General features: G+C 66.6%; 23 protein-coding genes. 13 read left to right on the top strand and 10 right to left on the bottom strand.

The features are described 5' to 3' along the window. Positions 1-39 precede the first annotated feature (39 nt). Together QF040_RS25150 and gap are read left to right on the top strand one after the other, a co-directional pair. Positions 40-2,142 carry a transketolase family protein gene (locus QF040_RS25150; RefSeq protein ID WP_429613290.1) on the top strand — a complete coding sequence of 701 codons (2,103 nt, stop codon included), beginning with the start codon at positions 40-42 and terminating at the stop codon, positions 2,140-2,142. 63 nt (positions 2,143-2,205) lie between these two features. Next, a complete protein-coding gene (gene gap, locus QF040_RS25155) occupies positions 2,206-3,207 on the top strand; it encodes a type I glyceraldehyde-3-phosphate dehydrogenase (RefSeq protein WP_013544317.1) in 1,002 nt (333 codons plus the stop codon). A gap of 76 nt (positions 3,208-3,283) precedes the next feature. On the opposite strand, the gene QF040_RS25160 is transcribed toward gap, so the two are convergent. The 3 genes from QF040_RS25160 to QF040_RS25170 all read right to left on the bottom strand — a co-directional run bounded on the left by QF040_RS25160 (position 3,284) and on the right by QF040_RS25170 (position 4,904). Further along, entirely contained in the window at positions 3,284-3,886 is a 603-nt protein-coding gene (locus tag QF040_RS25160; protein ID WP_429613291.1) for a hypothetical protein, read from the bottom strand. A 14-nt stretch (positions 3,887-3,900) separates the two neighbouring features. After that, positions 3,901-4,506, bottom strand: coding sequence for a hypothetical protein (locus tag QF040_RS25165; protein WP_429613292.1), 606 nt, complete (start codon positions 4,504-4,506; stop codon positions 3,901-3,903). 89 nt (positions 4,507-4,595) lie between these two features. Further along, positions 4,596-4,904: a putative quinol monooxygenase gene (locus QF040_RS25170; protein ID WP_306881290.1), complete on the bottom strand. Its 309-nt coding sequence runs from the start codon at positions 4,902-4,904 to the stop codon at positions 4,596-4,598. Positions 4,905-5,020: 116 nt separating this feature from the next. On the opposite strand from QF040_RS25170, the gene QF040_RS25175 reads away from it, so the two are divergent. Continuing rightward, a complete protein-coding gene (locus QF040_RS25175; protein ID WP_429613293.1) occupies positions 5,021-6,349 on the top strand; it encodes an Nramp family divalent metal transporter in 1,329 nt (442 codons plus the stop codon). A gap of 15 nt (positions 6,350-6,364) precedes the next feature. Here QF040_RS25175 and QF040_RS25180 read toward each other — a convergent pair whose 3' ends face one another. The 3 genes from QF040_RS25180 to QF040_RS25190 all read right to left on the bottom strand — a co-directional run bounded on the left by QF040_RS25180 (position 6,365) and on the right by QF040_RS25190 (position 8,771). Next, positions 6,365-6,700 carry a protealysin inhibitor emfourin gene (locus QF040_RS25180; RefSeq protein WP_429613294.1) on the bottom strand — a complete coding sequence of 112 codons (336 nt, stop codon included), beginning with the start codon at positions 6,698-6,700 and terminating at the stop codon, positions 6,365-6,367. Next, positions 6,697-7,764 (bottom strand): M4 family metallopeptidase, encoded by a 1,068-nt coding sequence (locus QF040_RS25185; RefSeq protein WP_429613295.1) that lies wholly within the window; start codon positions 7,762-7,764, stop codon positions 6,697-6,699. Before QF040_RS25185 ends, QF040_RS25180 begins: the two co-directional genes overlap by 4 nt. Positions 7,765-7,850: 86 nt before the next feature. Then, on the bottom strand, positions 7,851-8,771 hold the full coding sequence (locus QF040_RS25190; RefSeq protein ID WP_429613296.1) for a LysR family transcriptional regulator: 921 nt from the start codon (positions 8,769-8,771) through the stop codon (positions 7,851-7,853). A gap of 116 nt (positions 8,772-8,887) precedes the next feature. Here QF040_RS25190 and QF040_RS25195 point away from each other — a divergent pair, with 116 nt between their 5' ends. The 3 genes from QF040_RS25195 (at position 8,888) to QF040_RS25205 (ending at position 11,459) form a co-directional block, all read left to right on the top strand. Further along, complete coding sequence (locus tag QF040_RS25195) at positions 8,888-9,979, top strand: tartrate dehydrogenase (RefSeq protein WP_429613297.1); 1,092 nt, start codon at positions 8,888-8,890, stop codon at positions 9,977-9,979. Between the two features lie 80 nt (positions 9,980-10,059). Further along, positions 10,060-11,070: a Bug family tripartite tricarboxylate transporter substrate binding protein gene (locus QF040_RS25200; protein ID WP_429613298.1), complete on the top strand. Its 1,011-nt coding sequence runs from the start codon at positions 10,060-10,062 to the stop codon at positions 11,068-11,070. A gap of 98 nt (positions 11,071-11,168) precedes the next feature. Further along, on the top strand, positions 11,169-11,459 hold the full coding sequence (locus QF040_RS25205) for a YciI family protein (protein ID WP_307611034.1): 291 nt from the start codon (positions 11,169-11,171) through the stop codon (positions 11,457-11,459). Positions 11,460-11,583: 124 nt separating this feature from the next. Here the strand turns inward: QF040_RS25205 and QF040_RS25210 are convergent, their stop codons facing one another. After that, positions 11,584-12,642: a pirin family protein gene (locus tag QF040_RS25210; RefSeq protein ID WP_429613299.1), complete on the bottom strand. Its 1,059-nt coding sequence runs from the start codon at positions 12,640-12,642 to the stop codon at positions 11,584-11,586. Positions 12,643-12,796: 154 nt separating this feature from the next. After that, the gene (locus tag QF040_RS25215; RefSeq protein WP_306881282.1) at positions 12,797-13,219 is read right to left on the bottom strand and encodes a VOC family protein; all 423 of its coding nucleotides are present in this window, start codon (positions 13,217-13,219) and stop codon (positions 12,797-12,799) included. A 173-nt stretch (positions 13,220-13,392) separates the two neighbouring features. On the opposite strand from QF040_RS25215, the gene QF040_RS25220 reads away from it, so the two are divergent. Further along, positions 13,393-15,018: a CHAD domain-containing protein gene (locus QF040_RS25220; protein ID WP_429613300.1), complete on the top strand. Its 1,626-nt coding sequence runs from the start codon at positions 13,393-13,395 to the stop codon at positions 15,016-15,018. A 134-nt stretch (positions 15,019-15,152) separates the two neighbouring features. Here the strand turns inward: QF040_RS25220 and QF040_RS25225 are convergent, their stop codons facing one another. Beyond that, a complete protein-coding gene (locus QF040_RS25225; RefSeq protein ID WP_429613301.1) occupies positions 15,153-15,629 on the bottom strand; it encodes an FKBP-type peptidyl-prolyl cis-trans isomerase in 477 nt (158 codons plus the stop codon). Positions 15,630-15,666: 37 nt separating this feature from the next. Next, positions 15,667-16,596: a LysR family transcriptional regulator gene (locus tag QF040_RS25230; RefSeq protein ID WP_429613302.1), complete on the bottom strand. Its 930-nt coding sequence runs from the start codon at positions 16,594-16,596 to the stop codon at positions 15,667-15,669. A 125-nt stretch (positions 16,597-16,721) separates the two neighbouring features. On the opposite strand from QF040_RS25230, the gene QF040_RS25235 reads away from it, so the two are divergent. The 6 genes from QF040_RS25235 (at position 16,722) to QF040_RS25260 (ending at position 22,456) form a co-directional block, all read left to right on the top strand. Beyond that, positions 16,722-17,309, top strand: a complete 588-nt coding sequence (locus QF040_RS25235) for an NADPH-dependent FMN reductase (RefSeq protein ID WP_429613303.1) — start codon at positions 16,722-16,724, stop codon at positions 17,307-17,309. Beyond that, positions 17,306-18,151 (top strand): pirin family protein, encoded by an 846-nt coding sequence (locus QF040_RS25240; RefSeq protein WP_429613304.1) that lies wholly within the window; start codon positions 17,306-17,308, stop codon positions 18,149-18,151. The genes QF040_RS25235 and QF040_RS25240 overlap by 4 nt, the downstream gene beginning before the upstream one ends. Positions 18,152-18,248: 97 nt before the next feature. Further along, positions 18,249-19,454, top strand: coding sequence for a M20 aminoacylase family protein (locus tag QF040_RS25245; RefSeq protein ID WP_429613305.1), 1,206 nt, complete (start codon positions 18,249-18,251; stop codon positions 19,452-19,454). Between the two features lie 41 nt (positions 19,455-19,495). Further along, positions 19,496-20,470 carry a tripartite tricarboxylate transporter substrate-binding protein gene (locus QF040_RS25250; protein ID WP_429613306.1) on the top strand — a complete coding sequence of 325 codons (975 nt, stop codon included), beginning with the start codon at positions 19,496-19,498 and terminating at the stop codon, positions 20,468-20,470. A gap of 121 nt (positions 20,471-20,591) precedes the next feature. Then, positions 20,592-21,119, top strand: coding sequence for a helix-turn-helix domain-containing protein (locus QF040_RS25255; RefSeq protein ID WP_429613307.1), 528 nt, complete (start codon positions 20,592-20,594; stop codon positions 21,117-21,119). Further along, complete coding sequence (locus QF040_RS25260; RefSeq protein ID WP_429613308.1) at positions 21,119-22,456, top strand: type II toxin-antitoxin system HipA family toxin; 1,338 nt, start codon at positions 21,119-21,121, stop codon at positions 22,454-22,456. Before QF040_RS25255 ends, QF040_RS25260 begins: the two co-directional genes overlap by 1 nt. Positions 22,457-22,556: the final 100 nt, after the last annotated feature.

Genomic DNA, 22,556 nt, shown 5'->3' on the forward strand with positions numbered 1-22,556 from the left:
ACCCCAACCCTCTCTTTTCCCTCCGAAAGTCCACCGCACATGGCAAACCACGCCCTGATGGCCAACGCAATCCGCGCTCTGGCTATGGATGCCGTCCAACAAGCAAATTCCGGCCATCCCGGTGCACCGATGGGCATGGCCGACATGGCCGTCGCACTCTGGGGCGATCACCTTCGCTACAACCCGGCCAACCCGCACTGGTTCGACCGCGACCGCTTCGTGCTCTCCAACGGCCACGCCTCGATGCTGCTGTACTCGGTGCTGCACCTCACGGGCTACGACCTCCCGATCGGCGAGATCAAGAACTTCCGCAAGCTCCACAGCAAGACCGCCGGCCACCCCGAAGTCGACGTGACCCCCGGCGTGGAAACCACCACCGGCCCGCTGGGCCAGGGCATCACCAACGCCGTGGGCTTCGCACTGGCTGAAAAGCTGCTCGCCGCCGAGTTCAACCGCAAGAGCCACGACATCGTCGACCACCACACCTACGCCTTCCTCGGCGACGGTTGCATGATGGAAGGCATCAGCCACGAAGCCTGCGCCCTGGCCGGCGCCTGGCACCTGAACAAGCTGATCGCGCTGTACGACGACAACGGCATCAGCATCGACGGCCAGGTGAAGCCCTGGTTCATCGACAACACCGAAGAGCGCTTCAAGGCCTACGGCTGGAATGTCATCGGCCCGATCGACGGCAACGACGCCAAGGACGTGTCCAAGGCCATCGCCAAGGCGAAGAAGGAAGAATCCAAGCCCACGCTGATCATCTGCAAGACGACCATCGGCAAGGGCAGCCCGAACCGCGCGGGCACCGCCAAGGCGCACGGCGAGGCGCTCGGCGCCGAGGAAATCACCCTCACCCGCGAAGCCATCGGCTGGCCGTACCCGGCCTTCGAAATCCCGGCCGAGGTGTACGCCGACTGGGACCACAAGGATGCCGGCGCCAAGACAGAAGCCGCCTGGAACGAGAAGTTCGCCGCCTACGCCGTGGCCTTCCCCGACCTGGCCGGCGAGTTCACCCGCCGCATGAAGGGCGAGCTGCCCAAGAACTTCCACCAAGTCGCCTTCGACACCGTGGTCGCCGCCCACACCAAGGGCGAGACCGTCGCCAGCCGCAAGGCCAGCCAGCTCGCGCTGGAAGCCTTCACGGCCGCGCTGCCCGAAATGCTCGGCGGCAGCGCCGACCTGACCGGCTCGAACCTCACCAACACCAAGAGCACCGCCGCCCTGCGCTTCGACGCAAAGACCGGTGCCGTGGTCATGAACGTGCCGGCCGTCCCGGCCAAGCAAGGCGCCGAAGACGAAGCCAAGCCCGAAGCCCCCGCCGAAGTGCCGCACGGCACCATCGGCCGCCACATCAACTACGGCGTGCGCGAGTTCGGCATGGCGGCCATCATGAACGGCGTGGCGCTGCATGGCGGCTACATCCCCTACGGCGGCACCTTCCTCACCTTCAGCGACTACAGCCGCAACGCCATCCGCATGGCCGCGCTGATGAAGCGCCGCGTGATCCACGTGTTCACGCACGACTCCATCGGCCTCGGCGAAGACGGCCCGACGCACCAGTCGATCGAACACGCCGCCTCGCTGCGCCTCATTCCCAACCTGGACGTCTGGCGTCCGGGCGACACGGCCGAAACCGCCGTGGCCTGGGCCGTGGCCCTGCAGAACCAGTCGCGCCCGACCGCGCTGCTGCTGAGCCGCCAGAACATCGCCTACGCACCGAAGAGCGAACTCGGCGACATCAGCCGCGGCGCCTACGTGCTGTCCGAGCCCGAGACCGTCGGCCTGAAGAGCAAGAAGACGGCCGCCGTCATCATCGCCACCGGTTCCGAAGTGCCGCTCGCGCTGGCTGCCCAGAAGCTCCTGGCCGCCAAGAAGATCGCCGTGCGCGTGGTGTCGATGCCCTCGACGACCACCTTCGACCGCCAGGACCTCGCCTACAAGAAGGCCGTGCTGCCGAAGAAGATTCCGCGCATCGCCGTCGAGATGGGCTGCACCGGCGGCTGGTGGAAGTACGGCTGCGCGGCCGTCGTCGGCATCGATACGTACGGCGAGTCGGCACCGGCGCCGGAGCTGTTCAAGCATTTCGGATTCACGGCGGAGAACGTTGCCGCCACCGTGGAAGCGGCGCTGCGGGACTGATCGTTCCCAGGCGTTTCTTCTTCTCGTCCGATCACAAGTTTTTCAACCTTAGGAGCAAGTCAGATGGCTATCAAACTCGGTATCAACGGCTTCGGCCGCATCGGTCGCAACGTGCTGCGCGCAGCGGTGCAGAACTTCAAGAACGACATCGAGATCGTTGCCATCAACGACTTGCTCGAGCCCGACTACCTCGCCTACATGCTTCAGTACGACTCGGTGCATGGCCGCTTCAAGGGTGAAGTCTCGGTCGAAGGCAACACGCTGATCGTCGCCGGCAAGAAGATCCGCCTCACGCAAGAGCGCGACCCGTCGCAGCTCAAGTGGAACGAGGTCGGCGCCGACATCGTGCTCGAATCGACCGGCCTCTTCCTCACGAAGGAAACGGCGCAGAAGCACATCGACGCGGGCGCGAAGAAGGTGATCTTGTCGGCGCCGTCGAAGGACGACACCCCCATGTTCGTCTACGGCGTGAACGACAAGAAGTACGCCGGCGAAGCCATCATCAGCAACGCCAGCTGCACCACCAACTGCCTGGCCCCCCTGGCCAAGGTGCTGCACGACAAGTGGGGCATCAAGCGCGGCCTGATGACCACCGTGCACGCCGCCACCGCCACGCAGAAGACCGTCGACGGCCCGAGCAACAAGGACTGGCGCGGCGGCCGCGGCATCCTGGAAAACATCATTCCCTCGAGCACCGGCGCGGCCAAGGCCGTGGGCGTGGTGATTCCCGAGCTCAACAAGAAGCTCACCGGCATGAGCTTCCGCGTGCCGACCTCCGACGTGTCGGTGGTCGACCTCGTGGTCGAGCTGGAGAAGGAAGCCTCGTACAAGGAAATCTGCGCCGAGATGAAGGCGCAAAGCGAAGGCGCGCTCAAGGGCGTGCTGGGCTACACCGAAGACAAGGTCGTGGCCACCGACTTCCGCGGCGACCCGCGTACCTCGATCTTCGACGCCGAAGCCGGCATTGCGCTGGACGGCACGTTCGTGAAGCTCGTGAGCTGGTACGACAACGAATGGGGCTACTCGAACAAGTGCCTGGAGATGGTGAAGGTCGTGTCGAAGTAAGGCTTCGCGGCTTCAATGAAAAACGCGCCCTCGGGCGCGTTTTTTCATGGGGCTCGCCGATGGGGAGACAACCCGCTCACTGCAGCTTCTCGTTCCTGCGAATCTCGCTGCTGAGCTGCGAAGTCATCTGCCGGGCCGCACGTCGCGCGGCCAGCCCGTAATCGCCATTGAACTCGCCGAACTCCGCCGCGCCGTTGCCGACAGCGCGCACGCGCGTGACTTCGACGCCTGCCGCGTTCGTCACCACGCACGACACCTCGGCCGTGAATGCGGTGGGTGGCCAGGTGATCCACGAGGACGAGCTCGAATCCGTCTTGATCTGCGGCGTGAACACCAGCGACACGCCCGCAGCTTCGTTCGCCTTCGCATCGCTGGCGGTGCGCAGCACGATCACGTTGCGGTAGACGCCGCGCAGCGCATCACGAATCGACTTCTCCAGGTCGCGGTACGGGTAGTAGCTCACGCGGTCGCCGCTGCCGCCGGCGGTCGTGACCTGCAGGTCGCGCTGCGCATCGGTCATCACGTAGGCGACCTTCTTCGGGATGAGGTGGGCCGTCGATCGCGGCGGTGCGGTCTCCGTGATCATCGTGATCGGATGGGAGCAGCCGGCCACCAAGGTGATCAGCGTCGAAGCCGCGGCGAGGCGAAGGACGCAGGCGCAGGATGAAGAAAACGACATGGTGCTTCTCCGGTCTACTGTGCAGGCGCGGCAATGGCCGCAACGAATTGCGGATCGGCATACACCTGCCGAAGCAGCGCACGCACCAGCCTCGGATAAGCGGCTTGCCCCGCGGGCACGGCCACGATGTTCGCGTAGCTCGAATCGAAGGCGATCTCGCCGCGGTAGGTCTTGCGCAGCTTCTGCGCCGCATCGCGCGTGACGGTGACCTCCACGTCCATGCGGCCGGTGCCGTTGATCACGCCGAGGTCGAGTTCGTTGACGACGATGCGCGCTGAGATGCGGGTCGGCGCCTTCGGGTCGTAGACGGCGATCTCGCTCAGATCGCGCATCAGCGCGTCTTCGAGGTACTGCGCGAAGGTGCCGCTGGGCGAGACCAGCTTGGCGCGGCGCAGGCTCAGGATGTTGATCTTGTCGTTGGGGTCGGTCGGCTGCACCTTGGCGACCGCCACCTTGCCGGGGTTGTTCGCCTCGAGGCGATCGAGCGCCTCGTAGTCGGCGGCGTAAGGTGGCGCACCGAGTTGCGCGCAACCGGCCGCGAGCAGCACTGCGGCCAGCGCACCGAGCCTTGCGGCGAAAGCGTGCAGGTGGAAACCATGCGGTCTGAAGAAGATCGCCATGTCTTGAGTCCCCTCGTCCGAGTTGTCTGCTCCCCGGCGCGAAGGTAGCACGCCCCGCGCCGCGCGCGAAGGCCGCTAAGGGAAGAACCTCAGACCGGTTCGAGCACGTGGATCAGCTTGCTCTCGACCAGCTCCCTGGTCTTCTCGCCATGGGCTTTCATGTGCGGCGCGACAGCGTGGGCCTGCAGGTGCGCGAGCGTTTCCCACTTCTCGATCACGACGAAAGTGTCGGGGCCGAAGCTCGCCTTCGAGGGGGGAACGCCTTGCGCATCGATCGTTGCGCCGTACTCGATGCAGCCCTCTTCGGCCAGCACGGCCGCGCGGTTTTCGGCAAAGGCTTCGAGCAGCTTGGCGCGTTGGCCGGGCTTGGCGGTGAGGACAGCGACTACGTGAATCATTGGAATGAACTCCGGGGTGATGTGAGGGGATGGATGGCGAACGTCGAATCTAAAAGATCCGGCACTTTGGTATCGGTCCCGCGCGAGACCCGATGCCCCACCCTATCATCGCGCGCATGTTCTTTCCGCTCCCCCGCACGGCCACCGCGCCCTTCTGCCCGTCCGAGGTCAAGGGCAGCGTAGCGGTCCCGCAAGACCTGCCTTTCGGCAAGAAACTGCTGCGCTACGCAGGTCCGGGCCTCTTGGTTTCCGTGGGCTACATGGACCCGGGCAACTGGGCGACCGACATCGAGGCGGGCTCGCGTTTCGGCTACGGCCTGCTCTTCGTGGTGCTGCTCGCGAGCCTTGCGGCGATGCTGCTGCAGACGCTGTGCGTGCGGCTCGGGCTGGTCGCCCAGAAAGACCTGGCTCGCGCGTGCCGCGAACACTATTCGCCGCGCGTGAACCGCTTCCTGTGGCTCGGCGCCGAGCTGGCCATCGTCGCGTGCGATCTCGCCGAGGTGCTGGGCAGCGCACTCGCGCTGCACCTGCTGTTCGGCGTGTCGATTCCGGTGGGCATCGCGATCACGGCCTTCGACACGCTGCTCGTGCTCGGCCTGCAGGGCGCGGGCTTCCGGCGCGTCGAAGCCATCGTGCTCGGGCTGGTCGGCACCATCGCGGGCTGCTTCATCGTCGAGCTCGCGATGTCGCAGCCCAACTGGTTCGGCGTGGCGATGGGCTTCGCACCCAGCTTCGAGCGGCTGCAGCAGCCCGGTGCGCTGTACCTCGCCATCGGCGTGGTCGGCGCCACCGTGATGCCGCACAACCTGTACCTGCATTCGTCCATCGTGCAGACGCGGCTCATTGCCGACACCGATGCGGCACGCCGCGAGGCGGTGCGCTTCTGCACGCTCGACGCGGTGGTGTCCCTGTCGCTCGCGCTGCTGGTCAACGCGGCGATCATGGTGCTCGCGGCCAGCGCCTTCCACGCGACCGGCCATCAGGAGGTGACCGAGATCGACGATGCCTACCGGCTCATCGAGCCCATCGTCGGCAGCGCGTTCGCGGCCACGCTGTTCGGCATCGCGCTCCTTGCATCGGGACAGAGCTCGACCTTCACCGGCACCATCGCGGGCCAGATCATCATGGAAGGTTTTCTCGACCTGAAGATCCCCTGCTGGCAGCGGCGCCTCCTCACACGCGCGCTCGCGTTGGGGCCGGCGTTTCTCGGTGTCTGGTGGTTCGGCGACGGCGGCGTCGGCAAGATGCTGGTGCTGAGCCAGGTGGTGCTGAGCTTCCAGCTGCCGTTCGCGATGTGGCCCTTGATCCGTTTCACGAGCAGCCGCGACATGATGGGCGGCTTTGCCAACGGCACTGTGGTGAAGCTCCTGGCCTGGGGCCTGTTCGGCGTGATCAGCGCAGCGAATGTGTGGCTGATCGGCTCCCTGATCCTCGGCAAAGGCTGAGGCCAAAGCGGAAGGTCAGCGGCGCTTGCCCGCGTCCTTCCACAGATGCACCAGCGCCGCGGGCGCCTCGGTCTCGGGCACATCGAAGCTGACCGAACTCGCGGTGGCCGTGTTCTCCATCACCACCTCCACGCGGTAGACGCGCTGGTCGCCGCCGGGCGACGCGGCGCCGCTTTCCTCTGCATGCGACACGGCGCTTTGCAGCGCGTCGTCGATCTGCTGGCGCAGCTCTTCGGTGCAGTCGCCCAGTTGAAAGCTGCGCGGCCGTGCGAGGCCCGGCAAGTAGGCGATGCCGCCCTCGCGCGTCACGCGCACGATGGTGGCTTCATTGAGCGGCGGCAGCTGGATCATGATGCGGTGACTCCCACGGTGTTCCATGCGGCGATGACCGCCTTGTGCGCTGCGCTGCCGGCACTGAAGCGCTTGGCGGCGGCGCTCACGGTCAGTTCGGCGAAGGCGGCGAAATCCGCATCCTGCTTCAACCGGCGGTCGCACACGGTGTCGTACCAGATGCGCCCGGCCGTCTCCCACGCCGGACCGTCGATGGCGGTTGCGGCCAGGTAGAAGGCGCGGTTCGGAATGCCGGAATTGATGTGCACGCCGCCATTGTCCTGCCGTGTGACGACGATGTCTTTCATGTGCGCCGGTTGCGGGTCCTTGCCGAGCACCGGGTCGTCGTAGGCGGTGCCGGGCTCGGCCATCGAGCGCAGCGCGCGCGCCTTCACCGTCTCCTTGAAGAGCCCCGCGCCCACCAGCCAGTCGGCCTGCTGCGCGGACTGCTGGAGCACATGCTGCTTCACGAGCGCGCCGAACACGTCGCAGATCGATTCGTTGAGCGCGCCCGACTGGCCTTGATAGATCAGGCCCGACTCGTGATCGATCACGCCGTGCGTGAGTTCGTGGCCGATGATGTCCACCGCGATGGTGAAGCGGTTGAAGACCTCGCCATCGCCATCGCCGAACACCATCTGCGTGCCGTTCCAGAAGGCGTTGTCGTAGTCGTTGCCGTAGTGCACGCTGCCCAGCAATGGCATGCCCGCGCCGTCGATGGAGTTGCGTTCGTAGATGTCGTGATACAGGCGCCATGTGGCACCGAGGGCGTCGTAGGCCTCGTCGACCGCGAGGTCCTTGCTCGCGGCCTGGCCTTCGGAGCGGACCAGCTTGCCGGGCAGTTGCGTGGTGTTGCCCGCGTCATGGATCTTGCGTTCAGGCGAGCCGCGCTTCGCGTAGGGCGGCGAGGGTGCCGACGAGATCTGGGGCGCAAGGAATTCACGCAGGCCGCGGTGCTCGCGGTCGATCATCAACGTGTTGGCCGCGCGCGCACTGACGGGCGCATTGGCATGCGCCGCGAGCCGGTCCAGCAGGTACGGCGGTACGAAGCTGGGCGGCAGGATCGGTGGCGGGCGAAGCGGCATGAGCGGTTCTCCGATAGGCGTTCAGCGATGAAAAATACGGTAGCAGAAAGCCGTTGATCCGTGTCGCTGCAGTCCCTCTGCAGGTGTCACCGGATGCTGCCGTTTTCGAGCGCGGTTGCGATGAAGTCAACGAAAGCTCTCACGCGCGCCGACAGCTGATGACGTTGGGGGTACACCGCGTAGATGTCGGCATCGGGCGTGCGGTAGTTGGCCAGCACCTGCACCAGCCGGCCGCTGCGCAGGTACCGCGCGATGTCCCATTCGGCGCGCATCAGGATGCCGTGTCCGTCGAGCGCCCAGTTGACCGCAATCTCGCCATCGTTGGTGCTGAGCGCGCCGCGCGTCTTGATCGCCTCGGTGTGCTGCGCGGCACCGCGGCCCGAGCTCAGGCGCCACACGCCGTAGGCCTCGTCGCCCTGCCGGATGCCGATGCAGCGGTGGCGCGTGAGGTCGTGGGGTACCTTGGGATGGCCGGCCCGCGCAAGGTACGCGGGCGACGCGCACAACAGGCGCCGGTTCGACGCGATGCGCCGCGCGATCACACGCGATTCGGGCGGCGCGCCGAAGCGGATGCAGACGTCGAAGGCATCGTCGGTGAGCGGCGGCGGATTCACCGAGAGCTGCAGCTGCACTTCCACCTCCGGATGCTTGCGCGCGAACTTCGAGATCAGCGCCGCGACGTGACTGCGTCCGAAGCCCAGCGTCGCGTTCACGCGCAGCAGGCCGCGCGGCTCGGCCTTCGCTTCGCCCAGCAGTTGCGCCATGTCGTCGATCGCGCCGAGGATGCCGCGCGCATGTTCCACATAGAGCTCGCCCTCGGGCGTGAGGCTCATGCGACGCGTGGTGCGGTTCACCAGCGTGACACCGATGCGCGCTTCCATCTGCGCAAGCCGCTTGCTCACCGCCGGCGTGCTGATGCCGAGTTCGCGCGCCGCGGCGCTCAGGCTGCCGCAGGCGGCGAGCGTGGAGAAGAAGCCGAGTTCGGCGGGCTGGATCGGAGAAACCATGGGCGATCCGATTGTTGAACTGAGGTTAAGGATGGATTCACTTCGGGCATGAATCGTTCGGCGCTTCGAATCCTACAGTGGCGGCTTCCAGAAGCATTCCATATCGAAGGACGACGATGAGCAGCTACAGCATTGCCACCATTCCCGGCGACGGCATCGGCAAGGAAGTGATCCCGGCCGGACGTGAAGTGATGAAGGCGCTGGCCGCGGCCTCCGGCGGCGCGTTGCATTTCGCCTTCGAAGACTTCGGCTGGGGCGGCGACTGGTACCGCGCGCACGGCGAGATGATGCCGGCCGACGGCCTCGAGGCCCTGCGCAACAAGGACGCCATCCTCTTCGGCTCCGCGGGCGATCCACACATTCCCGACCACATCACGCTGTGGGGTCTGCGCCTGAAGATCTGCCAGGGCTTCGACCAGTACGCCAACGTGCGGCCCACGCGCATCCTGCCGGGCATCGACGCTCCGCTCAAGCGCTGCGCGCCGGGGCAACTCGATTGGGTGATCGTGCGCGAGAACTCCGAGGGCGAGTACGCCGGTGTCGGCGGCCGCGTGCACCAGGGCCATCCGATCGAGGCCGCGACCGACGTGAGCATGATGACCCGCGCGGGCGTCGAACGCATCATGCGGTTCGCTTTCAAGCTCGCACGCTCGCGGCCGCGCAAGCTGCTCACCGTCGTCACCAAGAGCAATGCGCAGCGCCATGCGATGGTGATGTGGGACGAGATCGCGCTGCAGATCTCCAAGGAGTTCCCCGACGTGACCTGGGACAAGGAACTGGTCGACGCCTGCACCGCACGCATGGTCAACCGGCCCGCTTCGCTGGACACCATCGTCGCGACCAACCTGCATGCGGACATCCTCAGCGACCTCGCGGCCGCGCTGGCCGGCAGCCTGGGCATCGCGCCCACCGGCAATATCGATCCGGAGCGCCGCTACCCGTCGATGTTCGAGCCCATCCACGGCTCGGCCTTCGACATCATGGGCAAGGGTCTGGCCAATCCGGTCGGCACTTTCTGGTCGGTCGTGATGTTGCTCGAGCATCTCGGCGAAGCGGAGGCGGCGTGCCGCGTGATGGCGGCGGTCGAGCACGTCACCGCCAACCCCTCGCTGCACACGCGCGACCTCGGCGGCAGCGCGACCACCGAACAGGTGACGCGTGCTGTGTGCGAGCACATCGCAGGCGCGCGGCAGCGCCTCGCGGCCTGATTCCTTCTTCTTCTTCACCGCAGTCACAGCGCGCCTCGATGCGCGCGGACCTCACGACCACAACGAGACGGAGACAAGACATGGCAGCTTTCACTTTCACCCAGAAGAGTCCGCGCCGTCGCACGATGCTGCAGGCCGGCGCGATGGCGCTCGGCCTCGGCGTTGCCGGGCTGGCCTTCGCGCAACCGGCTGCATGGCCCGCGCGGCCGATCAGCCTTGTCGTGCCGTTCCCGGCCGGCGGCACCACCGACGTGCTGGCGCGCGCGCTGGCCGACAAGCTCTCGCAGTCGCTCGGCCAGCCCGTGGTGGTCGAGAGCAAGCCCGGCGCGGGCGCCACGCTCGGCGCCGACTACGTCGCGAAGGCCAAGCCCGACGGCTACACGCTGCTGATGGGCGCGGTGCACCACACCATCGCCACCAGCGTCTACAAGAAGCTGCCCTACGACTTCCAGAAAGACCTGGCGCCGATCACCGTCGTGGCGATGGTGCCGAACGTGCTGGTCATCAACCCGACCAACACGCCCGCGAAGAACGTGGCCGAGCTGGTCGCGCTCGCCAAGGCCGCGCCCGACAAGCTGGCCTACGGCTCCAACGGCAACGGCACGGCCCAACATCTGATCGGCACGCAGTTCCAGGCCAGCACCGGCACCACGCTGCTGCACGTGCCCTACAAAGGCAGTGGCCCGCTCACCACCGACCTGCTCGGCGGGCAGGTGGCGATGTCGTTCGACACCATCACGCCGGTGCTGCAGCACATCAAGGGCGGCAAGCTGCGCGCGCTGGCCGTGACGACCGCGCGCCGCTCGTCGGTGCTGCCCGATGTGCCCACGCTCGAAGAGGCGGGCTTGAAGGGCTTCGACATCGGCACCTGGTTCGGCGTGCTCGCGCCGGCCGCGACGCCCAAGGACATCGTGGCGCGGCTCAACGCCGAGATGGTCAAGATCATCAAGTCGCCCGACTTTGCGCAACGCATGCAGGCTATCGGCGCGGAGCCGTTGGGTGGCTCGCCAGACGACATGGCGCGACAGATCCGCGAGGAAACCGCGAAATTCGCGAAGTTGGTGAAAGAAGGTGGCGTGGCCATCGAATAGGGTGCCGGTGCGCCGTTACGCGCGCGCACACACTGGTGGTTCGGACACCCGCCGAGGCCATAGGATCGGGGCTTCCGTATTCACCCGCCATCCCGCACATGTTCATCGTCACCCTCACCTACACCCGTCCCCTCGCAGAAGTCGATGCGCTGATGGACCCGCACATGGTGTGGCTCAAGAAGCACTACGAGAGCGGCCTGTTCGTGGCCTCGGGCCGGCAGGTGCCGCGCACGGGTGGCGTGATCTTCGCGCGGTCGGGTGACCGCGAGGCGCTGCAGGCGGTGCTGGCGCGCGACCCGTTCGTGCAAGGCGGCGTGGCGCACGTGGACATCACGGAATTCGTCCCCAGCATGACCGCCCCCAGCATCGAGGCCCTGAAGACGTTCTGATTTCAGGGCTCGCCCCCAGTCTGCGCGCACTTCGTGTCGCTTCGCCAACCCCCTACCGGGGGCAACACCAGCGGCCCGGCGAAGCCGGTTCCGCGGTGTTCCGCGAAAAGACCCACTGGTTCTTCTATTTCGCTGCCGGGACTTCTTCGCGCCCACCCGGATGCCGCGCAAAGCGCGAGGCCTTGGCGTCGTGCACCGGCGCCGAGTCGTCCCACGGCCAGCCGCCGAACTGCGTGCGACGGTAGTCGGCCATGGTCTGGCTGATCTCGGCCTGCGTGTTCATCACGAAGGGGCCGTACTGCGCCACCGGCTCGGCGATCGGACGGCCTTGCAGCACAAGGAATTCGCTCTCGTCGTCGCCGTTGACCAGCTCGACGGCCGCATCCGCGCGCAGCTCGACCGCCACCGGCCCTTCGATGCGCTCACCGTCGATCTGCGCGGCCGCGCCCTTGAAGAAATAGAGCATCCGCCGCGTGCCTTCGCCCGTGGCAGCCGGCAGCGTCCATTGCGCGCCGGGCGTCATCTTGATCGTCCAGATCGCCACGTCGGCATCGGCCTCTGCGGCCCATGACGCGGGCGGCGGCGCGAGCGGCTGGATCGGGTCCTGCCCGTTGGCCGCGTCGCCGAGGCGGCCCGCGATGACGGCCACCTCGGTGCGGCCGCCCTTCGCGTCGTCCGAGGCGAAGCGCGGAATCGCGTCCGACCAGAACATCGTGAAGTGCGGCTCGGCCATCTTGTTCTTCGCCGGCAGGTTGAGCCAGATCTGGAACAGCTCCAGCGGGTTGGGCGCGTCCGCATCGAGCAGTGGGAACATCTCGGAATGCACGATGCCCTTGCCTGCCGTGAGCCACTGCACGTCGCCGCCGCCGAAGCGCGCGGTGGCGCCCAGCGAATCGGAATGGTCCACCAGGCCCTTGCGCACGATGGTCACGGTCTCGAAGCCGCGGTGCGGGTGCGAGGGAAAGCCCGGCACCGTGTCGCCGTGGTACATGCTCCAGCCGTCCTTGCGGCTGAAGTCCTGGCCGATCTGGCGGCCGGCCAGCGAGGCTTCGGGGCCCATGCGGCCGTTGGCCTTGGGGTAGGCGTCGTCGTGATAGACGCAGAACAGGAACGGGTCGATCGTCTGCCAGGGGAAGCCGAGCGGCTGGACCTGGACGATGGGGCCCTTGTTGTTGTCGGACATGTCGAAATTCCTTTTCATGGGGAGCTCGGCCGATGATGCCGTGCCAGTGCCAGGAATATCGGGCCGCCGCCGTCTTCCGGTAGGGGCCTTGCCTGCAACAGTGAAGAGCGCGTATGGAACGATGGGCATCGCTCTTGTCCTTGCGCCCGCGGCGTTACGCGTTCTGGTGCGTCACGACGGCGTTGGGGTCCATGTACATCAGCTCCCAGAGGTGGCCGTCGATGTCCTGGAAGCCATGGCCGTACATGAAGCCGTAGTCCTGCGGTTCGCGTGGCGTGGTGCCGCCCGCGGCCACGGCCTTGGCGACCAGCGCGTCGACCTCGGCGCGGCTCTCGCACGAGAGGCACACCAGCACCTCGGTGCTCGTGCTCGTGTCGGCGATGCTCTTGGTGGTGAAGGTCTTGAAGAAGTCCTCGACCAGCAGCATCGCGAAGATGCTGTCCTTCTCGATCACCATGCAGGCGGCATTCGCATCGGTGAACTGCGCGTTGAAGGTGTAGCCCAGTGCGGCGAAGAACGCCTTGGTCTTCTCGAGGTTCTTGACGGGGAGGTTCACGAAGATCTGCTTGTTGGCCATGGTGTTTCCTGTGTCGATGAAGGGTTGGATTCGAGGTTTGCCGACGTTTTGTGTACGCCGTCCACAAAAGATATCAAAGAAAATGGACGGCGTCCACATGATTTTTCAGATCTTTGTTTTTGCCCGGTCCGGCCCTCGGGGGATTGCTTCCGGGCCGAAGGAGGCGGGGCATCATGGCCGCCATGGAAATCGAGTTCAAGTTTCAGATCCCGCCCGACCGGCTCAAGGCCGTCGAGACCGCGTTGCGGCGCGGCACCGTCGTGCGCACCCGCCTGCAGGCGCGCTATTTCGACACCGCCGACCAGGCGCTCGCCGTCGAGGGCATCGTGCTGCGGCTGCGTAAGGAAGGCCGGCGCTGGGTGCAGACCGTCAAGGCGACGGGCGACAACGCGCTGCACCGGCTGGAGCACAACGTCGATCTCGGCACCGCCGCCACAGGCGGTGCGTTGCCGGCCATCGACCCGCAGCGCCACCAGGGCACGCCCGTGGGCGACCGTCTCGCCAAGGTGCTGGCCGCGAGCGGTGCGCCGCTGGTCGAGCGGCAGTCCACCGACATCGTCCGGCTCACGCGCGACGTGCGCGTCACCGGGCCCGGCGGCGCAGTCGTGGAGATGGCGCTCGATGTCGGCAAGGTCGTCGCTTACGCGGGCACGCCCGAGCAGTGCGAATCGCCCGTGTGCGAGCTGGAGCTCGAACTCAAGCGCGGCGACGTGCAGGGGCTCGTGTCGCTCGCGCGCCGGTGGTCGCAGCAGCACGGGCTGTGGTTCAGCACCGTGTCAAAGGCCGAGCGCGGCGCGCGGCTGCTGGCGAAGGTCGAAGTCGTGCCGGCCGAGAAGGCCGAGACGCCGCGCTTTCCCGAAGGCAAGGACAAGCTCGACGGCCGCGCGATCCAGCAGGCCATCGTCGCGTCGTGCCTCGCGCAGATGCTGCCCAACGCCAGCGAGATCGCCGCGGGCAGCACCGATGAAGAGCAGATCCACCAGCTGCGCATCGGCATCCGGCGCCTGCGCACCGCGCTGCGCGAAGTGGCGGGGCTCGATGCGGGCAGCGGCCTTTTCGACGCGGCCGGATGGGAGCCGCCGCTGGTCGAGGCCTTCCGCGCGCTTGGCGATCTGCGCGACCGCGAACAGGTGGTGAAGCTGGCGCAGCCGCAACTGCGCGAAGCCGGTGCGCCGGAGTTCGATCCGCTCGCGGGTGGCGGTGACGATGCGGCGGCCGATGTGCGGTCGTCCGGCGATGTCGTGCGTGCACCGGCGTTTCAGTCGGTGCTTGTTTCGCTGATCGGGTTCACCGCGGCAGCGCCGTCAGCAGAAATTGCGCCGAAGGCCGAAGACGCCGAGACCCCTCCGGCGCCGACCCCATTGAGCATCAACGACGCCCGCCGCCTCCTGCGCAAGCGCCTCCAGCACCTGCACAAACAGGCGGTTCGCGACGGCAAGCGCTTCGAGTCGCTCGATACCGAAAGCCAGCACCGCGTGCGCAAGCGGCTCAAGCGCCTGCGCTACCTCGCCGAGTTCGTCGCGCCGCTGTTCGATGCGGAGGGAAAGTCGTCTTCGTCGTCAGCCGCCGAGCGCTACCTGAAGCACCTGCGCCCCGCGCAGGACGCACTGGGCGAATTCAACGACGAAGCCGTCGCGCTCGCGCTCTATCTCGAAGCCACGGCGCGCGATGGACGCGCGTGGTTCGCGGTCGGCTGGTTCAGTGCGAGGCATGCGGTCCATGCGAAGGCATGCCGCAAGGCGCTGGGCGGGATCGAAGAGGCGCCGCGGTTCTGGAAGAAGGCGGCGGGCGCCCGCTGACTCGAAAAGAATCAGAAGGTGTGAAGAAACCGTAGCGAGCGGTTCGAACTTGCACCGAGGACCGGAGCCGTGCTCTGTACGGTGAGGACCGCAGGTGCGAGATCGGACCGCGCAGTAGGTTTATTCACACCTTCTCAGTGATGGTGCCCGTGCGCACCATGCACATGCCGGTGCTCGATTTCCACCGGCAGCGCCGCACGCACGTCCGTCACCTGCAGGCTGAACTTCAGCGCCTTGCCGGCCCACGGATGGTTGCCGTCGAGCAGCACGACCGGGCCCTTGATCTTGGTCACGGTGAAGACGTGCTCGGTGCCGTCGTCGAGCCGGCCCTGAAGCTGCCCGCCCACCTTCACGCCCGGCGGGAATTCGGTCTTGGGGATGGTGCGAACCAGCGCCTCGTCGCGCTGGCCGAAGGCGTCTTCGGGGGAGAGATTCAGAACGGTCTGATAACCCTGTTCCTTGCCGTCGAGCGCTTCCTCGATCTTGGGCAGGGTGTTCTCGTAGCCGCCATGCAGGTAGGCCATCGGCTCGGGGCTGGCTTCGATGAGCTTGCCCTGGGCATCGGAAACTTTGTACTTGATGGTGACGACGGTGTCTTTTTCGATTTTCATCGGGGCATTTTCTGTGGAAATCGATTCGCCGTTGAAGCTAGGTCTTCCACGACTTGAACGCTGCCGGCAGCGTCTCTTCGGTACTGAGCCTCTCCATCACCATCCCGATAAACGCCGAAACCGCCAGCGGCAGATGCTTCCGACTCGGATACAGCACGCTCAACCCCTGCCCGGTGCGCTGGTACTGCGGCAGCACCGGCACCAGCCGCCCCGCTTCCACATCCAGCCGCCCCATCGACGGCGGCAACAGCGCGATGCCAAGCCCGGCCAATGCCGCCCTCCTCAGCGCCTGCGCGGTATTCCCGCTGAAGCGTCCGGTGACCTGCACTTCCTCCTCCACCCCGTCCGGTCCGGTCATGCGCCAGGTCGCACGCCCGCTCGGATGCGCCGCCGTCACGCAGTCATGGTCTGCCAGGTCCCGCAGCGTCGCAGGTGCGCCGCGCGCGGCGATGTACGCGGGGCTCGCCACCATGCCGTCCGTGCGCGGCCCCAATAACTTGCGGCCGACATAGCCTGAATCCGGCAGTTCGCCGCCGCGGAACGCCACGTCGATCTGATCGGCAATCAAGTCGGCCTTCGCGTCGCTCAGCACGAAATCGACGCGCACCAGCGGATTCGCCGCCAGGAACTCCGCCACCCACTCCATCGGGAAGAAGTCGAAGAAATCCGCCGTCGCCGCCACGCGCACGAGCCCGCTGGGCTCCTGGCTGCCGGTGATCAGCGCCTGTCCGGCCTCGACCAGCCCGTCCACCGACCCCGCGCAGCGTTCGTGAAACGCCTGCCCGGCGCTCGTGAGCGTGAGCTTGCGGGTGGAGCGTTGCATCAGCCGGGTGCCCAACTGCGCCTCGAGCTCCTGGATGCGCCGGCTCACCGTGTTGGGCGGCAGGCCAAGCCGGCGGCCGGCTTCGGCAAAGCTGCCGTGGCGCACCACCTGCACGAACATGGCGATGTGGTTGAGGTCGAGCATGTGGCTGATTCCTTCGATTGATGGACGAGTGCAATTCGACTCTACCGTCTATTCGATCAATGGGAGCGACCCTAACCTTCAGGTCATGGCCTTGCAGCCGCCTTCCCACCCATTCAGGAGTACCCATGACCCCACAGCAAAAACCTCTCATCGGCATCGTCCTCGGCTCGACCCGCGAAGGCCGCTTCGGCGAGAAGCCAGCGCAATGGATTCACGACATCGCGAAACAACGCACCGACCTCGCCTTCGAGCTTGTCGACCTGCGCGACCATCCGCTGCCCTTCTTCAACGAAGCCGGCGCGCCCGCCTGGGGCCCGGTGAAGAACGAGGCCGCGCAGCGCTGGCAGGCCAGGCTCGCGACCTTCGACGGGCTCATCGTCGTCACGCCCGAATACAACCACGGCCCGAGCGCGGTGCTGAAGAACGCGATCGACTGGGCCTACAAGGAATTCATCCGCAAGCCGATCGGCTTCGTGGGCTACGGCGGCGTGGGCGCGGCGCGCGCGGTGGAGCAACTGCGGCTGGTCGCGGTCGAGATGCAGATGGCGCCGGTGCGCAATGCCGTGCACATCGGCATGGTCGAGTTCCTGGGCATCTGGCAGCAGGGCAAGAGCTTCGACGACTTCCCGCACCTCGCGCAGGCCGCCACCGGCATGCTGGACGATCTCGCGTGGTGGACCCGTGCGCTGAAGACAGCGAGGGAGGCCGCATGACCGCCGCCGCCGTTGCCACCGAAGCCCGCGCCATCGTCTACCGCACGCGCGGCGCGCAGCACGGGCCGATCACGCGGCTCATGAGCCCGGGCGATCTGGGCGAATTCCTGAAACCCTTCGTGTTCCTGGACCTGTTCGGCTTCGATGTTGGCGGCGGCCACAAGGGTTTCGGCATGCACCCGCACTCGGGCATCGCGACGCTGACCTGGCTGATCGAAGGCGACACGCTGTACGAAGACACGACCGGCGAACAGGGCGTGCTGCGCGGCGGCGGCGTCGAGTGGATGCGCGCGGGCAACGGCGTGTGGCACACCGGCGCGCCCGCGCCGGGCGTGAAGCGCGTGCGCGGCTTCCAGCTCTGGGTGGCGCTGCCGGCGTCGGAAGAAAACGCGCTGGCGCAAAGCATCTACCTCGCGCCTTCGCAGGTGCCGCAGGAGGGCCCGGCGCGCGTGCTGCTCGGTCGCTACGGCGCGGTGCAGAGCGCCATTCCCGCACCGGCGCCGATGAACTATCTGGCGGTGGAATTGAAGGACGGCGAACGCTGGCGCTACACGCCGCCGGCTGGCCACACGATCGGCTGGGTCGCGGTGAACGCGGGGCGGCTCGATGCGGGCGGACCCATCGACACCGGCGAACTCGCGGTGTTCGAGGAGTCCGGCGAGGCGATCGATTTCACGGCGCGCGGCGACACCTCGTTCGTGCTCGGTTCGGCGGTGAAGCATCCGCATGAACTCGTGATGGGGCATTACTCGGTGCACACGAGCCGCGCGACGCTCGACCAGGGCGAGGCGGAGATCCGGCGCATCGGCGCGACGCTGCGGCAGGAAGGCCGGCTGGGCTGATCCGGGCACCGCAGACCCAGAGCAAACCAGCGTGCGCCCGGCGGGCGGCTGCGACAGAATCGTTCGCTTCGAACGACTCCCGCAGCCCCCACCCGCCATGAACATCGTCGACGCTTTCGCCAGCAACGCCGCCCGCTTCGTAGACATTCGACGCGACATCCACGCGCATCCCGAACTCGGTTTCGAGGAACACCGCACCTCCGAGAAGGTCGCGAACCTGCTCACCGAATGGGGCATCGAGGTGCACCGCGGCATCGCGGGCACCGGCCTCGTCGGCGTGCTGCGCAAGGGCACGGGCAGTCGCACCATCGGCCTGCGCGCCGACATGGACGCGCTGCCGCTGCACGAAGCCAACGACTTCGCGCACAAGTCCACCAACCCCGGCCGCATGCACGCCTGCGGCCACGATGGCCACACGACGATGCTGCTGGCCGCCGCCTGGCATCTGTCGCAGCAAGGACCGGAAGATTTCGACGGCACCGTGCATTTCATCTTCCAGCCCGCCGAGGAGATGGGCAAGGCCGGCGCCAAGAAGATGATCGACGAGGGGCTCTTCGAGCGCTTTCCGTGCGATGCGGTCTTCGGGCTGCACAACTTTCCGGTCGGCGACGTGGGCCGCTTCGCGCTCAACGAAGGCGCGCTGATGGCATCGAGCAACACCTACAAGATCACGGTGCGCGGGCGCGGCACGCACGCCTCGATGCCGCACACGGGCATCGACCCGGTGGCCGCGGTGATCACGCTCGCGCAGCAGCTGCAGACCATCGTGGCGCGCACCATTCCCAGCACCGAGCGCGCACTGCTCGCGGTCACGCAACTGCAGGGCTCGGATGCGCCGAACGTGATTCCCGATGTGGCGACGGTCGGCGGCACGATCCGCACCTTCTCCATCGAGGCCATCGACAAGATCGAGGCGCGGCTGCGCGAAGTGGCAGCCGGCGTGGCGGCGGCGCATGGCTGCACGGCCGACGTGTACTTCAACCGCTCCTCACCGCCGACGGTGAACCATCCGGCCGAAGCGCGCTTTGCCGCCGGCGTGATGCGCGAGGTGGTGGGCGACGACATGGTCACCGACAACTTTCCCGCCGTGATGGGCGCGGAAGACTTCGCGCACATGCTGCTCGCGCGGCCCGGCTGCTATGCGTTTCTCGGCAACGGCGACGGCGACCACCGGCTCGACGGCCACGGGCCCGGCCCTTGCATCATTCACAACACCTCGTTCGATTTCAACGACGAGATCATCCCGATCGGTGCCAGCTACTTCGTGAAGCTGGTGCAGCGCTGGCTGCCGTCGGGCACCTGAATTTTTCTTTCCTGTTGACGATGATGAAAGCGGCCACAACGATGACTTCCACCCTGTTCACCCGACGTTCGCTGGCTGCGGTTGCCGCCGCCGTGGCTCTCTGCAGCTTCGGCGCTGCTCACGCACAGCAGCGCGTGATCCACGTCATCGTGCCCTTCGGCACCGGCGCCGTGCAGGACACGGTGGCGCGGGCCTTCAACAACGAGCTCGGCGCGGCGCTCAATGCCAGCGCCATCGTCGAGAACCGCGCGGGCGCGGGCGGCACCGTGGGCGCGGCCGTCGCGGCCAAGGCGCCGGCCGATGGCAGCACGCTGGTGCTCGCGGCCGCGAGCCACAACATCGCGGCCTTTCTGTACAGCAAGCTGCCGTACGACCCGCTGAAGGATTTCGTCGGCGTGGCGAATGTGGGCAACGCGGGCTATGTGCTGGCGGTGGCGAGCGGGATGAACGTGTCGAACACGGCGGACTTCATCAAGGAGGTGAAGGCCAACCCGGGCAAGTACAACTACGCCTCGGCGGGCAACGGCAGCGCGACGCATCTGGCGATGGCGTCGTTCCTCGCGAAGGCGGGGCTGCAGATGACGCACATCCCGACCAAGTCGACCGGCGAAGCCGTCAACGAAGTGCTCGCGGGCCGGGTGCAGGCGGTCATCTCCTCGAGCATCGGCGTGATGGGCTTCCAGGACGACGCGCGCATGAAGCTGCTCGCCTCCACCGGCCAGTCGCGCAGCCCCTTCCTGCCGAAGCTGCCGACCGTGGCCGAGAGCGGCCTGCCGGGCTACGCCTTCGATTCGTGGATCGGGCTGCTGGCGCCGGCCGGCACGCCGAAGGCGGAGGTCGAGCGGATCAACGCAGCGGCCAACAAGGTGCTGGCCGATCCGGCGATCCAGGAGCGCTTCAAGCGCCTGGGCGTGGAGCCGCGCAGCCAGAGCGCGGAGGAGTTCCAGAAGCTGCTGCGGTCTGATTGGGATGCGATGGGCGCGGTGGTGAAGGCGTCGGGCGCGAAGATCGACTGAGGTGCGAATTACAAGCCCGAGCTTATTTTTGGCTACTACAAGCCAAAGCTTGTAATCAGCAAAAATACGCCACAGCTTGTATATTGACAAAATAAGCCAGGGCCGATATCTTGCTTGCAAGATGGACTATCCCCTTCGCTTCGTCGATCAACTCCGGCCCCACCTGAAAGCGCTGCGAAAAAAACGTGGCCTGACGCAGGCGCAAGCGGGCGCGCTCGTCGGCGTCAGCCAGGCCCGGATCGCGGAGATCGAGGCGAATCCCGGTGCCGTCGGTCTCGAGCACTTGGCGAAGCTTCTGTCGGCGCTCGGGGCGTCCTTCTACCTGCGGGACGATGCGCCGCCTTCGAGCGGCCCCGTGTACGCCATGGAGGAGGGCCCGGAATACACGTCGTCCCAGGACATGGACGTGAAGGTCCCCGAGGGGTGGACGACCCGAAAGATGAACGGCGGGTCCGTGCTGGTGACACTGCCCGCGCAAGAGCCTGCCGCCGCGGCTGCGCAATCGTCCGACGAGGATGAGGCTGCCCAGGTCCCATCGACCGCACCGGGTGCATGGCTCCGGCAGCTTCAAGCCCTGAACCCGGGGAAAGAGGTCAAGCCGACATCGCGCCGCAGCTTCGTCATCCGGCCGAAGACGGACTCCTGGTGATGCAGGCGCTGAATGCGTGGATGAACGGGGAGCTGGTCGGCACCTGGTCTGTCGATCGCGATTCCCACGCGTTCAGGTATCACCCCGGATGGCTGGATTCGCCGCGACGGCGTTCGTTGTCGCTGTCGATCCCGATCAACAGCACGCTCGAAGTCCGGGGCGACGTTGTCAGGAACTACTTCGACAACCTGCTGCCCGACAACATCGGGATCCGGGTGCGGCTGGGCCACCGTTTCAAGCTCAAGGGCATCCACACCTTCGACCTGCTCGAAGCCATCGGGCGTGACTGCGTCGGCGCCGTGCAATTGCTGCCTGAAGGCGCGGAACCTGAAGGCTGGAACGCGATGAACTGCGAGCCCATCGGCGACAAGGAAATCGCCGAGCTGCTGCGGGCCGTTCCGTCCGACGCCACCCCCGAAAGCATGCGCGACGAAGACCTGTTTCGCATCTCTCTTGCCGGCGCGCAGGAAAAGACCGCCCTGACCCGCTGGAACGGCGCGTGGTGCCGCCCGCACGGCGCCACGCCGACCACGCACATCATCAAATTGCCGCTCGGACTCATCGGCGGCTCCCGGCGCGTGGACGCATCCGACTCGGTGCAGAACGAATGGGTTTGCGCGCAGATCGTCGAGGCGCTCGGCCTGCTTGTGGCGCCGACATCCATGGCGACCTTCGAGGGCCAGACGGTCCTGGTGGTGGAGCGTTTCGATCGCGAGTGGATGGACGGCGGTGCATGGATCGCACGCCTGCCGCAAGAAGATTTCTGCCAAGCCATGGGGCTGCCGTCGACCCGGAAGTACGAGCACGACGAAGGCCCCGGCATGCCCAATTGCCTGCAGCTTCTGCAAGGAAGCCGGAGCACCGACGACCGCACCCGATTCCTGCTGACCCAGCTGGCCTTCTTTCTTCTCGCCGCGACGGACGGCCACGCCAAGAACTTCTCGGTCCGCCTGTACCAGGGCGACGTCTACGACATGACGCCGCTCTACGACATCATTTCGATGTGGCCCTACTTCGGCAATGGAACCCACCAGTTCCAGCCGCGCAAGGCGGGTCTGGCCATGGCGGTTCGCTCCAAAAGCAAGCACTACCTTTTTCACACCATCCAGACACGCCATTGGCACCAGTTGGCGATGAAGAACGGCGGCATCGACGTGTGGAACGCCATGTTGGGAATGGTGGCGTCTCTGGACGAGGCGCTGGGCGAAGTCGAGGCATTGCTGCCGGCCGATTTCCCCGCAAAGACGTGGGAAGCGATTTCGCGGGGAATGCGCAGCGAGGCTGCGCGCTTCCTTGCGGGCGCAGCCGATGTAGTGGGCGTGCCGCGCGTCGGATAAACCAAGGCGGAAAGACGCGAGTGCCGCAACGCCTGGCGGCTGGCCGGCGCCGAAAAATCTTGACGATATATGTTTAATATATTTAAAGTGCGCCTGATTT

Source organism: Variovorax sp. W2I14 (assembly GCF_050435205.1).
GTDB classification, from domain to species: Bacteria; Pseudomonadota; Gammaproteobacteria; order Burkholderiales; family Burkholderiaceae_C; genus Variovorax; species Variovorax paradoxus_C.

What these genes read in the sequence shown, in the direction of transcription:
- QF040_RS25160 (WP_429613291.1), bottom strand. Translation starts at nt 3,886, where the DNA reads ATGTCGTTTTCTTCATCCTGCGCCTGCGTCCTTCGCCTCGCCGCGGCT.
- QF040_RS25255 (WP_429613307.1), top strand. Translation starts at nt 20,592, where the DNA reads ATGGACTATCCCCTTCGCTTCGTCGATCAACTCCGGCCCCACCTGAAA.
- QF040_RS25235 (WP_429613303.1), top strand. Translation starts at nt 16,722, where the DNA reads ATGACCCCACAGCAAAAACCTCTCATCGGCATCGTCCTCGGCTCGACC.
- QF040_RS25180 (WP_429613294.1), bottom strand. Translation starts at nt 6,700, where the DNA reads ATGATCCAGCTGCCGCCGCTCAATGAAGCCACCATCGTGCGCGTGACG.
- QF040_RS25220 (WP_429613300.1), top strand. Translation starts at nt 13,393, where the DNA reads ATGGCCGCCATGGAAATCGAGTTCAAGTTTCAGATCCCGCCCGACCGG.
- QF040_RS25260 (WP_429613308.1), top strand. Translation starts at nt 21,119, where the DNA reads ATGCAGGCGCTGAATGCGTGGATGAACGGGGAGCTGGTCGGCACCTGG.
- QF040_RS25185 (WP_429613295.1), bottom strand. Translation starts at nt 7,764, where the DNA reads ATGCCGCTTCGCCCGCCACCGATCCTGCCGCCCAGCTTCGTACCGCCG.
- QF040_RS25250 (WP_429613306.1), top strand. Translation starts at nt 19,496, where the DNA reads ATGACTTCCACCCTGTTCACCCGACGTTCGCTGGCTGCGGTTGCCGCC.
- QF040_RS25170 (WP_306881290.1), bottom strand. Translation starts at nt 4,904, where the DNA reads ATGATTCACGTAGTCGCTGTCCTCACCGCCAAGCCCGGCCAACGCGCC.
- QF040_RS25245 (WP_429613305.1), top strand. Translation starts at nt 18,249, where the DNA reads ATGAACATCGTCGACGCTTTCGCCAGCAACGCCGCCCGCTTCGTAGAC.
- QF040_RS25175 (WP_429613293.1), top strand. Translation starts at nt 5,021, where the DNA reads ATGTTCTTTCCGCTCCCCCGCACGGCCACCGCGCCCTTCTGCCCGTCC.
- QF040_RS25165 (WP_429613292.1), bottom strand. Translation starts at nt 4,506, where the DNA reads ATGGCGATCTTCTTCAGACCGCATGGTTTCCACCTGCACGCTTTCGCC.
- QF040_RS25190 (WP_429613296.1), bottom strand. Translation starts at nt 8,771, where the DNA reads ATGGTTTCTCCGATCCAGCCCGCCGAACTCGGCTTCTTCTCCACGCTC.
- QF040_RS25210 (WP_429613299.1), bottom strand. Translation starts at nt 12,642, where the DNA reads ATGTCCGACAACAACAAGGGCCCCATCGTCCAGGTCCAGCCGCTCGGC.
- QF040_RS25195 (WP_429613297.1), top strand. Translation starts at nt 8,888, where the DNA reads ATGAGCAGCTACAGCATTGCCACCATTCCCGGCGACGGCATCGGCAAG.
- QF040_RS25150 (WP_429613290.1), top strand. Translation starts at nt 40, where the DNA reads ATGGCAAACCACGCCCTGATGGCCAACGCAATCCGCGCTCTGGCTATG.
- QF040_RS25240 (WP_429613304.1), top strand. Translation starts at nt 17,306, where the DNA reads ATGACCGCCGCCGCCGTTGCCACCGAAGCCCGCGCCATCGTCTACCGC.
- gap (WP_013544317.1), top strand. Translation starts at nt 2,206, where the DNA reads ATGGCTATCAAACTCGGTATCAACGGCTTCGGCCGCATCGGTCGCAAC.
- QF040_RS25225 (WP_429613301.1), bottom strand. Translation starts at nt 15,629, where the DNA reads ATGAAAATCGAAAAAGACACCGTCGTCACCATCAAGTACAAAGTTTCC.
- QF040_RS25215 (WP_306881282.1), bottom strand. Translation starts at nt 13,219, where the DNA reads ATGGCCAACAAGCAGATCTTCGTGAACCTCCCCGTCAAGAACCTCGAG.
- QF040_RS25230 (WP_429613302.1), bottom strand. Translation starts at nt 16,596, where the DNA reads ATGCTCGACCTCAACCACATCGCCATGTTCGTGCAGGTGGTGCGCCAC.
- QF040_RS25200 (WP_429613298.1), top strand. Translation starts at nt 10,060, where the DNA reads ATGGCAGCTTTCACTTTCACCCAGAAGAGTCCGCGCCGTCGCACGATG.
- QF040_RS25205 (WP_307611034.1), top strand. Translation starts at nt 11,169, where the DNA reads ATGTTCATCGTCACCCTCACCTACACCCGTCCCCTCGCAGAAGTCGAT.